Source organism: Pedobacter sp. KLB.chiD (genome assembly GCF_047040275.1).
Taxonomy (GTDB): domain Bacteria; phylum Bacteroidota; class Bacteroidia; order Sphingobacteriales; family Sphingobacteriaceae; genus Pedobacter.
Window position 1 is genome coordinate 4,792,548 of record NZ_CP178207.1, and the last position, 12,903, is coordinate 4,805,450.

Sequence of the window (12,903 nt, forward strand, 5' to 3'; positions counted from 1 at the left end):
ACTGAAATAATATTAAACTATTTTAAAAACAGTGTCGAGTTTCCTATAGCAACTTTCCTTTTCATAATTAAGATTAAAGGTTGCCAACGCATTTTCTGCTTGTTTTTGATATGCAGATTCATCAGTCAATAGTTGCATGATATAATTCTTAAACTCAACCGGGTCGTCACTCACTAAGCAGCCATTGTTGGTTTTGTCAATCAATCCATCTATTCCTCTGGTATTACAAACTACAGGTAAACCGTAAGATAGCGCTTCTACTACTTTTATTTTAGTTCCGGTACCGGTTAGCATAGGGCAAATCGCCACTTTAGCCTTAAGATAATAGATCGATAAATCTTCTGCAAAGTTTACTGAAGTAATATTGGACGCATTTATCGAAAGATGTTCATTGATCTGACCAATCACACATAGTTGTAAATCAGTTGGCAACAATGGGTACACCTCCTTAAAAAACCAGTTGGCAGCTTTTTGGTTGTGTATATTATCGCTGGCGACATATATTAAATCGAATGATTTTTCTCCAACGGTGTCGACGCTTTGAGGTTTATCCAGCATCATTGGTGCTAAAGCCACTTTATTTTTACAGAACTGGCTAAAAATGTACTGCTCTTCAACAGAAATGGCCAAAGCCATATCAAATAATGAAATTCTTCTGATCTCTTCTTTAAAAGATTGGCCAATATTAACCTTTCTTTGAAGTTGTGCGGTTATAAAATCGTGTGTATCGATTATTTTTACCGATCTATCTGCAAGCGGATTGCTTTCAATCAATGTAGCCCAGCTTGCATAATTGATGAAGATATAATCGTAATCCTTGTTTTTCAGGATTTTTTTAAATGCCCGCTTAAACCTCAGCGTAACCAGTTCAGGGAAATTAAGCGGAAAAAACCAGGCTTTATTCTGATAGAAAAAATTGGGGAGCTTATAAAAAAGAAGATAAAAGAGTATGTTTTTTTTAGATGGTTTTTTTTTGATTACATAAGTATTATTAGCCAACCCTGATTGTTCAAATGCTTTAATATCTGTATCGTTCCACCGTCCGGTGTAATATTCGCTTACAAAATCAATTTCAAAGTTTCTTGATCTGAAATAGCTTAACATGCTTAAAGCCCGGGTTCTGTTGCCCGCATTTTTTTTGAGCGGGTTATCGGGCATAAAAAATAATACTTTCTTCATCCGGTATTAATCGTTAAAGGCCTGCATGTCGATTAAACGCCTGTATAAACCATTTTTATTCATCAGTTCGGTATGGCTTCCGCTTTCTACAACCGCTCCCTTATCAATTACCACAATCTGATCAGCATGCTGAATGGTGCTTAAGCGGTGCGCGATAACAATTGAGGTACGGTTTTTCATTAAATTATTTAGTGCATCCTGTACCAACTTTTCAGACTCTGTATCTAATGCTGATGTCGCCTCATCCAAAAGCATAATTGGTGGGTTGGCTAAAATGGCCCTGGCGATACAAACCCGTTGTTTCTGCCCGCCTGATAACTTATTTCCCCGATCTCCAACGTTGGTTTGATAACCCTGTTCGGTATTTAATATAAAATCGTGTGCATTGGCAATTTTCGCGGCTGCTATTACCTCTTCTTCTGTCGCATCTGGTTTGGCAAAAGCGATATTATTAAAAATGCTATCGTTAAACAGAAACGATTCCTGGTTTACGATCCCCATTTGTGAGCGGATGCTTTCTACAGTAAGGTCCCTGTAGTCATGGCCGTCGATTTTGATACTTCCTGATTTTGGATCATGAAAACGAGGGATTAAATCCATCAGGGTACTTTTTCCTCCTCCTGAAGGACCAACCAATGCCACTGTTTTACCCTTTTCTATATCAATATTAATATTTTTGAGTACCTGTTTATCGCCATAAGAGAATGAAACATCTTGTAAAGTAAGTGCAGTATTGAAATTGTCCAATGTTTCAGCACCGGATTTATTCTTTAGTGCAGGTTCGGTGTCAATCAGGTCTAATACCCGCTCACCGGCAGCAATACCAGAGTGGATACCGCTAAAAGAATCAGCCAGTGCTTTTACAGGCTGTAATACCTGCGAAAAGGTGGCCAGGTAAACTACAAATTCTGCAGCCTTCAGATCTCCCTCTCCACTTAATATCAATGTACCACCGTACAAAAGGATGAATACCACAACTAAAACGCCTAAAGTTTGAGAAACCGGCGAGGCCAATTGTTGCCTTCTGGCCATTTTTCTGTTTAAAAAGGAGTAAAATCTATTTTCATTATCAAATTTTTCCTTTGTTCTTTCGGTAGAATTAAACGCTTTAATAATCTTTATACCACTTAACGACTCATCTAAAAAACCAATCATTTTGGCAAATGACTCATGTGATTGCGTAGCCTGTTGTTTTAATCTTTTAACGATTTTACTAATGATAAAACCCGAAACAGGAATCACCAATAAAGAGAATAACGTGAGCTTGACCGATATAGAAATTAAAACGCCGATAAAAAAAAGCAATTGTAAAGGTTCCTTGAAAACAACCTGTAAGGTATTGGTAACTGTAAACTGAACGACCTGCACATCTGATGCTACCTTTGATATAATGTCGCCTTTGCGTTCATTATTGAAAAAACCAACATGAAGATTCATTACGTTGTTAAAAACAGTTTTACGGATATTTAGTAGTGTATGTACACGTAAATCTTCCATAAAACGTTGAGAAAAATATCGGAAAAAGTTGGCGAGAAATACTGTTCCAATAATAATTATACAGATTACCTTTAGTGCCAGAATTTTATCATCTGCTATGATGCCATCAATGTAGTTGTTAAATCGGCCCAATAAATCCCAGTCACTTTTCTTTTCTGCTATTGTCGCCGGATCACACTTACCCAAAAACAGCGCCTGCATTAAAGGGCCTAATAACGTAAAAAGAAAGGTGTTAAAAAAAATAGCAAATAATGTGGTGATCACATATGGTATTGCAAATTTTTCTATGGGTTTGGCAAATGATAATAAACGAAAATAAGTCTTCATTTTATGTAAAATGGAATATGTAAAAAGGAAGATGGTTCAGGTATTGCCCTGAAAAATCTATATAAAAACTCAGCAAAGTTAAGCTTTTCAATTAAACGTTGTGGTTTTTTGAAACGTGTAAGGTTTAAAATTACAATTCCTGGTTTTTGAGAATGGATAGATGGGTTCTTTTTACTGCCGATATATTTTACTTATTGAATATTAATGGCGCAGAATGGAACAGAATGAAGATTGCATAAGAAAACCTTCTTATTTTTGTGTGCTGTTGGTAAGGCATTCCTGATATAGCTCCATGTACTGGCTGGCCGCTATTTCCCATGAAAATTTTTCAGCCTGCGCAATGGCTTCTTTAGTACGGTTATTTTGGGTGAAATCCATCATTCCATTTTTAAATACCTCCTGCATGTGTTCAGGTTCGAAATTGTCAAAATAATACGCTACATCACCACCAACCTCCGGGAGTGAGGTGAATTTTGATAGAAATACAGGTTTCCCAAAATGCATGGCCTCAATAATCGGTAAGCCAAAGCCTTCAGCGATGGAAGGGAACAAAAAAGCCTCACAATTTTTATAATACCAAGTTTTGTCATCATCAGAGACTGGCCCTGTGATGTGTACCCTATCTAAACAACCATATTTTTCTGCCTCCGCTAAAATTGTTTGTTTGTGTGGGGTTTCTCTGCCGGAAATAACAAGATGAAAGTCATTTTCTTTTAATAAAGCCGGGAGCAAGTGAAAGCCTTTCTGAACAGATAATAAGCCTATCGTAAATAAAAAAGGTTTTGGAGGCACAAAGTCCGGGCAATGTTTTTCATCCGAAATCAATTTATCTGCACCATTATAAATCACACTAACCTTTGCTTTGGCTTCGGGGAAGTAATGCACAACATCATTCGCTACAAACTGCGATATACATACAATCTTATCACACTGCGAAATAAGCTTACCCAATTTTTTCAGATATACCCTGATTCTGTGCGGTTTGCTAAACTTTAAATGAACCTTGTTCATATCATGAACCGTCATTATTTTTTTTGCATTAACCTTGTTAGGCCTTAATCTGCAGGTTTGATCGGAGAGATGAACAACGTCGAAGTCATTTTTTCCTTTAAAAAATAAACGATCTAACCTGGATAAATAAATAATATCAACTAGTCCGTTAAAGAGATATTGAGTGTGTTTAAAAAGATAAAACTTGAGCTTAAATTTTCCTTTATTTTCTTTGATCAAGGCATCTCCCAATCCCTTTCCGAAAGAAAAATAACCGCAGTTGGCATCTTTCATGGAATCGAAGGTGACTAAGACATTGGGCTTTTTCATTAAGAAGTAATTAATCATGCAAATATAAGCAGATTTAAATTGATGTCTACTTTACGATTTTATAGTTACGGTATTCAAATAGCCTTAATCCAGTGAGATCTTCAATTTTTTGCAAAATTCTTCTCCGAAAATTCATTTTCGGCGTTTCTTTCGTGAGATCTTTATCAAATTTCCAGTTTGCGGCTGCAATTCTGGTCTGCATAACTTTTGGATGGCTGCCTTTAAAATGAACCAAACGATCCGCATTGTGCATATCATAGGTTTCCTGCACCGGATAATTTTCTTCAATCCACTCATCTGTCTGGTAAAACTGATTGAAATTCCGCACTTTGCCCTGTAATCCTTTTGGTGGTTTTACCCAGCCATAATGGTAAATGTAGGCATCGATTAGCTTAACCTTAAGTTTTCTGTCGTTAATTCTAAAGCCCTGTGCATCCCGGTAGGAGCGAACTCCAGGCAGGTTTTTAATGATCCTGACTTCTCTCCTGTACCAACGTCTGGATTGAGCCAGATAATCATAGGAAGCATAGAAGTGTTTATATTTTAAAAGTAAGGCTTCCACACGGCTGTTGGTTAATTCCTCTTCCATTTCTTTTTTGATCAATGGAAGGTAATCTTCATGTATAGCTTCATCGCCCTGGATATAAATCATCCAATCGGTATCTGCACTGATTTCAGCTAGTGCCTTATTGGTTTCATCGGCAAAAACACGCCCGCCTTCACGCATACTTTCATCCCAAATGGTATCAATTGTTCTGATTTTAGGATCAATGTTTCTAACCATTTCAGCAGTTTCGTCTGTAGAGTTTCCCAATGCTACAATAAAATCATCGCACAATGGCAGTACAGAAAGTATTGCTTCTTTTGCTGGGTAATCGTTAGCAATAGCATTTCTTAAAAAGGTAAAACCGGTAACTTTCATTATGGGGGCGCTTTTTGTAGCTGATAATTTTTGTTTATTTGTACAAAGATAGTTTTATTGATGAATACGCATCTATCCATTTTAAGCGAAGTAAAGGCAGGTAATTATAAGGTTTTAGCAAGGACACTCACACTTGTTGAAAACGATATTGAACCGGCTGATTCGATTTTAAGAAGTTTAGATGGCAGGGCTGATGTTCCGGTTTTAGGTATTACCGGGCCGCCGGGCGCAGGTAAGAGCACGCTGGTAAATGCGATCACCAATCATTTTGTTGCTGAAGGGAAACGCATTGCCATATTAGCAGTAGATCCGACGTCTCCATTTAATTTTGGCTCCTTGCTGGGCGATCGCATCCGCATGGCTGGTCAGTTTAACCATCCAGATGTCTTTATCCGTTCGTTGGCAACTCGTGGAGCCTTAGGCGGTATTTCGGCAAAAACGATCGAAATGGTTGATATTTTAAAGGCAGCTAATTTTGATCTGATCATTGTGGAAACGGTTGGAGTAGGACAATCGGAAGTAGAAATTGCAGGATTGGCAGATAAAACCGTTGTTGTATTGGTGCCAGAATCAGGGGATGAAATTCAGCATATCAAATCTGGTTTAATGGAAATAGCCGGTTGTTTTGTTATTAATAAAGCTGATCGGGAAGGCGCGGATACTTTCGCCAATAACTTAAAGAAAATCGTTCATCAAGGTGTAAAAACCATCCCGATCTTAAAAACTGTTGCTGATAAAAATATAGGTATTGACGAATTGTGTAAGTGGGTTGTTAATGCTGAAGTTTTTGATAATAGCCGGAAATCTTTTTTGCTCGCTGAAAAAGCATGGAAAATCATACAACACCAAAAAATGCAACACATCGATAAAAAAAGGCTGCTTGAAAAAATTCAGGCAGCCTTAAAACAAGATGATTTCAATATTTACAGGTTTGCAGATAGCTTTTATAATGATTAGCTGTTAATCGTTAACTGCAATTGTGAACTGAAATTGCAAACCGGCTAACTGTTCATTATTTCCTCGATCTCTTCTGCTTCTAATGGTATGTCGGCCATTAAATCTATGTTCCCCTCTGCAGTGATGAGAATATTGTTTTCTAAACGGATGCCTAAGCCTTCTTCTGGAATATAGATACCTGGTTCAACCGTAAGGATGTTCCCGTTTGTAAATGGAGTGTATCTTCCGGCAAAGTCATGTACATCAATGCCTAAATGATGTGAATTGCCATGCATAAAATATTTTTTATAGGCTGGCCACGCCGGGTTTTGGTTCTTTACGTCTGTTGTAGAAAGGAGCCCGAGATTAATTAATTGTGCTGTCATGATTTCGCCAACCTGTTCGTGGTAAGTATTCCATAACGTTCCTTCGCTAATTAGTTTGATCGATTCTTTCATTACCTGTAATACGGCATTATATACATCCTTTTGTCTTTGTGTAAACCTGCCATTAACGGGGATGGCCCTACTCATATCTGCATTATAATTGGCATACTCTGCGCCAAAATCGAAAAGTATCACATCTCCATCTTTACACACCTGGTTATTGTCGTTGTAGTGTAAGATGTTGGCATTATGGCCCGAAGCAATAATAGGGGGGTAGGCATGGCCTGTTCCACCCTGACGTATAAATTCGTGTATGATCTCCGCTTCAATCTCATATTCTTTAACACCAGGTTTTGTAAACTTTAATACCCTGATAAACGCATCGCGGGTAATTGCCGATGCCCTTTTGATCAACTCAATCTCAATATCCGATTTGACTGCACGTAAATTTCTCATAATCGGCGCTGAGCGTTCATAATGATGCAGTGGGTATTTTGATTTCATTTGCTCAATGAAACGGATGTCCCGGTAAGGAACTTCGTGGGCATACCTATCGTTCTCGTTCGTATTTAAATAAATATGTTCAGCATAGTTAACGATGCTGTGTAAAATATTGTCAAAATCTTCCAGCCAGTATACAGATTGTATGCCTGAGCAAGCTTTTGCTTGTTCTTTGGTATACTTATATCCTTCCCAAACCTTGATGTAGTCGTTTGTCTGTCTTAAAAACAGGACTTCTCTGTACAATGGATTAGGACAATCAGGATATAACAATAAAATGGTTTGTTCCTGATCAATTCCTGATAAATAAAATAAATCAGGATTTTGCTTAAATATAAAGTTCTGATCACCGCTTCTAGGGAACTCGTCGCTTGAATTGAATATGGCTATTGAGTTGTTTTTTAAGTTGTTATAAAATTTTTTTCGATTTGAAATGAATAATGATTGATCAATAGTAGGATATTTCATGAAGTGGTATTTTATGTAGACAAGAGCCAAATGTAATAAAATGATTAGTGACTGGTGAAGTTTGGAACGGAGTTTGTATAAAAGTTTGAAAATTTAAAATTTTGATTATTTTTGCCTTAACTGAAAAATTAATCAATTAAATTGTTTAACCCTTAAAAAAGAAAAAAGATTATGAACTATTCTACTTTAAAGAAAAGTGTTGCGCTTTCTTTAGTGGCATTAACAGGAGTTGCTTCTCTTGCTGTCGCTCAGGATGCTCCTGCAACCTCTTCTGCTGTCAAGGTATTTGGCGGTAGAGGACAGTACAGAACTTGGTCTATCGGTGTACATGGTGGTGTTTTAATGCCAGTTGTTGCTATCGGTGGTACTAACGATTTTAACAAATGGGATGCTAATTTAGGTTACGGTTTAAACATCCGTAAGCAATTAGGCCACTCATTTGGTTTAGAATTAAACGGAACACGTGGTAAACTTTCAGGTACTAACGAAGGTATTACTAATCCTGCTGTTAGAGATTTCGAAACTCAATTACAATATGCTGTAGATTTACGTGGTGTTGTAAACGTAGGTTCTATCGATTTCTTACGTCGTGAAAATGCTGTAGGTTTCTTCGTAACAGCTGGTGCTGGTATGTTGGCTTATGCTCCAAAAATTACTACTGGTAATGGTCAGGTGATCGACTGGAAAGGTAAAGCTATTGGTCCTGCTGATGACAGACACGAAGCTAAAGACTACGTAAAAGGTTTCTATATTCCAGTTGGTGCTGGTGTTAAATTCAAAGTTTCTGAGCGTGTTAACTTTAACTTAGGTTACACCATGAACTTTGTTGATGCTGACAACTTAGATGGAGTTTATGCAAAAGGTCAAACTAAAGATAAATTCTCTTACGGTTATGCTGGTTTAGAATTCTCTTTAGGTTCTTCTGCTAAACCAAGTTTAGAGTGGACTAACCCATTAGCTACTATGTACGATGAGTTAAAAGACCCAACTTTACGTCAAGAAGTTGAAGCATTGAAAAACCGTGTTTCTGCTGTTGAGAAATCTGTTGAAGATTTGAAAAAAGATACTGACGGTGACGGTGTTGCTGATCAATTCGATAAATGCCCAGGTACTCCTGCTGGTACTGCTGTTGATGGTTCAGGTTGTCCTCTTCCTAAAGTAGCTCCAGTTGATTCAGTATCTTCTAATGTAACTGGTTTCGAAAGAATCGGTTTCGATTTCAACTCTTCAGTTTTAAAAACTGAGTCTTACCCTACTTTAGATAAATTATCTTCAGTGTTACGTGAAAACGGTGGTAAAGTAACTGTAAACGGTTATGCTTCAAGCGAAGGTACTGCTGCATATAACTTGAAATTATCTAAAGACAGAGCTAACTCTGTAAAAACTTACTTAGTAAACTCTGGCGTTAACGCTAGTCAGGTTGCTACTAAAGGTTATGGTGAAGCTAACCCAATTGCTTCTAACGATACTGAAGAAGGTCGTATCCAGAACCGTCGTGTTGAAACTGCTAGAAACTAGTATTTCAATATAAAACTTAGGAAAGTCCCGATGCAAATCGGGACTTTTTTTATGCCTTTTTATTTCGCGTATTAAGCTTTTTAGCTAAGTTTGTACCATGTACTTCTTTAGGAAAAAAGATCCCAACAGGCCAAATAACATCAATCTCAGGATTATGCATTTTATTAATGCTTTGGCCATCTTGATTTTTCTTGCAGGTATCATCTACAAGCTTATTCAGTGGCTTGCTAAATAACCCTAAATAATATGAAACAAATTATTAAAACAACCAATGCTCCAGCTCCAATTGGACCATATAGCCAAGCTGTGCAAGCTGGAAACTTTTTATTCGTATCGGGTCAGGTAGCCATCAATCCCGAAAATGGGGAATTAAATATTGGCAATATTGAGGAAGAGACCCATCAGGTAATGCGCAACCTCAAAGCTGTTTTGCTTGAGGCCGGTTTAACGTTTGATCATGTAGTTAAATCTACTATTTTTTTAAGCGATATGGGTACTTTTGCTCAGGTTAATGAGGTTTACGGACAATATTTTACTGCTGATTTTCCTGCCCGGGAAACGGTTCAGGTTTCGGTATTACCTAAAAATGTTAATGTAGAAATCTCTGTAATTGCCGTTTTAGGCTAATTTTGACAGAAAATAAAAATAAATATTTTATATCTGGCATTGTTCCTTATATCATCTGGGGAACAATGTCTATACCTTTACGCAATATAAAGGGGTTTCCGCCACACGAAATTTTATATTATAGAATATTCATCTCCATCATTTTAGTTTGGGCAACTATTTTTTTATTCAGAAGAACAGCCTTAAAAAATGATCTTAATTTCTTAAAATCATTAAGCATCCGCAATAAAACCAAACTAATACTGCTTACTGTGGTGTCCTCATTTCTAATCACTGGAAATTGGTTTACCTATATTTATGCTGTTAATAGTGTGAGCTTGAAAGCGGCTGCCTTTGCCTATATGGTTTGCCCGCTATTAACAGCGCTCTGCGGATTTATTATTTTAAAAGAGCAATTAACCAAGGCCAAGGTTATGGCGCTGATCGTTGCACTTATAAGTATTATACTATTGGCAACGGGATCCTTACACGATGTAATATGGGCCATTATCATTGCCTCCTTTTATGCTTTATATGTGATTTTGCTAAAAATAGTCGAAGGGCTGGATAAATTTAACTTTTTAGGTGTTCAGTTAATTCTGTCAGGATTAATGATGCTGCCAGTGTATCTCCTCAATGCCGCGCCTTTTCCAACTGAATCTATCTTTTGGCTACATATATTTTTGATCGCCATTGTATTTACCATTGTTCCACTGTTTTTAAATGCCTATGCGCTGATAGGAATGCCATCATCTGCCCTGGGTATTTTAATCTATGTTAATCCTATTATTGCTTTTGCCGTTGCGTTTTTCTATTTTAAAGAGAAAATAGATTTGCAACAGCTTTTTGCTTATTTGCTTTTGCTGCTATCGATCGTTATTTTTAATGCGCAGTTGCTAAAAAGTGTTGTTTACAAGAAACAGTAGAATATTTTGTTTAATTCGGTATTAGATACACCTGTTGAATTTTTGAAAGGCGTTGGACCAAGCCGTGCTGATATTTTAAAAAAGGATCTCGGCCTATACACCTATCAGGATATGCTTGCACACTATCCTTTCAGGTATATCGATCGTACCAAATATTTCAAGATCAATCAGATCAATCCCGATTCGCAATATATACAGATCGTTGGCCGGGTAATTAGTAAAAAGGTAATCGGAGATAAAAGGGCAAAGCGTATTGTAGCTGTTTTTAAAGATGAAACAGGGATGATGGAACTGGTTTGGTTTCAGAGCCTGAAGTGGGTTGATGATCATATTTCGGTTGGTACCGCGTATGTTGCCTTTGGAAAACCAAATTTTTTTAACGGAACATTCAGTATTTCACATCCTGAAATGGAACTATACCAACGTAAACAGGTTGGAAGAGGCAATTTAACTTTACAACCTGTTTATAATTCAACAGAAAAGCTTAAAAAGTTTAATCTTGATTCAAAGGGGTTACAGCGTTTAATTGCGGGGCTTCTTGATCAGATTATACCGCAGGTTCCTGAAAATTTACCGCAGTATATCATAGATAAATATCAGCTGCCGGATAAAAGATTGGCCTTGTTAAATATTCATTTCCCCAAAAATCAAAAGGATTTAAACGCGGCAGAAAGACGATTGAAATTTGAAGAGTTATTCTTCATCCAGTTACAGCTCTTACACAACAAACATTTACGACAGTTAAAATTTAAAGGTGCAACCTTCGATAAAGTTGGTGAAAAGGTGAACCGTTTTTATAAGGAATTTTTACCCTTCGAATTAACCAATGCGCAAAAACGTGTAATCAAGGAAATCAGGATTGATACACAACGTGGTGTACAGATGAACAGGCTTGTTCAGGGCGACGTAGGCAGTGGTAAAACGGCGGTTGCGTTGATGAGCATGCTGTTGGCAAATGATAATGGCTACCAGGCTTGTATGATGGCACCTACAGAAATTTTAGCCCGTCAGCATTATGCCTCTATTACCGAGCTTGTAACCGATAATCTGGTGCGTGTAGCCATCCTTACCGGAAATACTAAAAAGAAGGAGCGTACTATTTTGCATGAGCAGTTAGCGCATGGAGAGATCGATATTCTGATCGGAACACACGCATTGATTGAAGATAAGGTTCAGTTTAAAAACCTGGGACTGGTTGTGATTGATGAACAGCACCGTTTTGGTGTGGAACAACGTGCTAAGCTTTGGCGGAAAAATATTATTCCTCCTCATATTTTGGTCATGACTGCTACACCGATTCCGCGTACGCTGGCAATGACCCTGTATGGTGATCTTGATGTTTCGATTATCGATGAATTGCCAGCAGGGAGAAAACCTATTGAAACAAAGCACCTTTTTGAAAGCCAACGGCTTAGAATGTTCGGTTTTATGAAGCAGGAAATAGCCAAAGGCAGACAGGTTTATATCGTTTACCCTTTGATTAAGGAAAGTGAGAAATTAGATCTTTTAAATCTCGAGGCTGGAATTGAGCAGTTAAGTTATCAATTTCCCCGCCCTGCTTACCAGATCAGTATTGTGCATGGGCAAATGCCAAATGCAGATAAACAATTCGAGATGCAGCAGTTTATTGAAGGTAAAAGTCAGATTATGGTGGCTACAACTGTAATTGAAGTAGGTGTTAATGTACCTAATGCATCCGTAATGGTAATTGAAAATGCCGAACGGTTTGGCTTATCTCAGCTTCACCAGTTGCGTGGCAGGGTAGGCCGTGGAGCCGAACAATCTTTCTGTATATTAATGAGCGGTAACAAACTTAGCAAAGAGGGCAAGATCCGTTTAGAAACGATGGTTCGCACAAATAACGGGTTTGAAATTTCGGAAATTGATCTGCAGCTTCGCGGACCTGGCGATATTACCGGAACGCAGCAGAGTGGTGTGCTGGATTTGAAACTTGCCGATCTGGCTAAAGATCAGATAATTTTGTCTGAAGCACGGAATACGGTTATCGGGCTTTTTTCGGAAGATCCGAAATTAGACAAACCTGAACATGCAGCTTTAAAAGTACATCTGCAGAAGTTAGAAAGAGGAATTTCCTTTGATAAAATAAGTTAATCAGAAATTCAATCAATTTCTTGCCTTTTTACAATAATGTTTAGCATTGTATTATTTGTCCTACTCGGGACGCTTTTGTAATTGTTATTTTACTATTTAGTCCCTTACAATTATCATTTTACCCCCTTTTTTAAATTACCAATATCCCTATCTTGCATTCGCCAAATATGAACTATTTATCCTACAAATCCGTATTACCGGGATA

The 12,903-nt window shown here is 37.6% G+C and carries 11 protein-coding genes; 6 read left to right on the forward strand and 5 right to left on the reverse strand.

The genetic code is table 11. The features are described 5' to 3' along the window. Positions 1–12: 12 nt before the first annotated feature. The 4 genes from ACK1I8_RS19835 to ACK1I8_RS19850 all read right to left on the reverse strand — a co-directional run bounded on the left by ACK1I8_RS19835 (position 13) and on the right by ACK1I8_RS19850 (position 5,245). Entirely contained in the window at positions 13–1,179 is a 1,167-nt protein-coding gene (locus ACK1I8_RS19835; protein WP_412467003.1) for a glycosyltransferase, read from the reverse strand. A 6-nt stretch (positions 1,180–1,185) separates the two neighbouring features. Continuing rightward, positions 1,186–3,003: an ABC transporter ATP-binding protein gene (locus ACK1I8_RS19840; protein WP_412467004.1), complete on the reverse strand. Its 1,818-nt coding sequence runs from the start codon at positions 3,001–3,003 to the stop codon at positions 1,186–1,188. Positions 3,004–3,252: 249 nt separating this feature from the next. Next, positions 3,253–4,323, reverse strand: a complete 1,071-nt coding sequence (locus ACK1I8_RS19845) for a glycosyltransferase family 4 protein (protein ID WP_412467005.1) — start codon at positions 4,321–4,323, stop codon at positions 3,253–3,255. Positions 4,324–4,369: 46 nt separating this feature from the next. Further along, on the reverse strand, positions 4,370–5,245 hold the full coding sequence (locus ACK1I8_RS19850; protein WP_412467006.1) for a glycosyltransferase family 2 protein: 876 nt from the start codon (positions 5,243–5,245) through the stop codon (positions 4,370–4,372). A gap of 60 nt (positions 5,246–5,305) precedes the next feature. Between ACK1I8_RS19850 and meaB the strand changes: the two genes are divergently transcribed. Next, complete coding sequence (gene meaB / locus ACK1I8_RS19855) at positions 5,306–6,202, forward strand: methylmalonyl Co-A mutase-associated GTPase MeaB (protein ID WP_412467007.1); 897 nt, start codon at positions 5,306–5,308, stop codon at positions 6,200–6,202. A 44-nt stretch (positions 6,203–6,246) separates the two neighbouring features. Here meaB and ACK1I8_RS19860 read toward each other — a convergent pair whose 3' ends face one another. Beyond that, a complete protein-coding gene (locus ACK1I8_RS19860) occupies positions 6,247–7,536 on the reverse strand; it encodes an aminopeptidase P family protein (protein ID WP_412467008.1) in 1,290 nt (429 codons plus the stop codon). 171 nt (positions 7,537–7,707) lie between these two features. Between ACK1I8_RS19860 and ACK1I8_RS19865 the strand changes: the two genes are divergently transcribed. From ACK1I8_RS19865 to recG, 5 genes are all read left to right on the forward strand, one after another. Then, entirely contained in the window at positions 7,708–9,054 is a 1,347-nt protein-coding gene (locus ACK1I8_RS19865) for an OmpA family protein (RefSeq protein WP_412467009.1), read from the forward strand. A 97-nt stretch (positions 9,055–9,151) separates the two neighbouring features. Beyond that, complete coding sequence (locus tag ACK1I8_RS19870; protein ID WP_317039670.1) at positions 9,152–9,289, forward strand: DUF6728 family protein; 138 nt, start codon at positions 9,152–9,154, stop codon at positions 9,287–9,289. An 11-nt stretch (positions 9,290–9,300) separates the two neighbouring features. Then, the gene (locus tag ACK1I8_RS19875; protein ID WP_293788912.1) at positions 9,301–9,681 is read left to right on the forward strand and encodes a RidA family protein; all 381 of its coding nucleotides are present in this window, start codon (positions 9,301–9,303) and stop codon (positions 9,679–9,681) included. A 2-nt stretch (positions 9,682–9,683) separates the two neighbouring features. Further along, positions 9,684–10,586 carry an EamA family transporter gene (locus tag ACK1I8_RS19880; protein ID WP_412467010.1) on the forward strand — a complete coding sequence of 301 codons (903 nt, stop codon included), beginning with the start codon at positions 9,684–9,686 and terminating at the stop codon, positions 10,584–10,586. A gap of 6 nt (positions 10,587–10,592) precedes the next feature. Continuing rightward, positions 10,593–12,698 (forward strand): ATP-dependent DNA helicase RecG, encoded by a 2,106-nt coding sequence (recG, locus tag ACK1I8_RS19885; RefSeq protein ID WP_412467011.1) that lies wholly within the window; start codon positions 10,593–10,595, stop codon positions 12,696–12,698. The last annotated feature ends 205 nt before the right edge of the window (positions 12,699–12,903 follow it).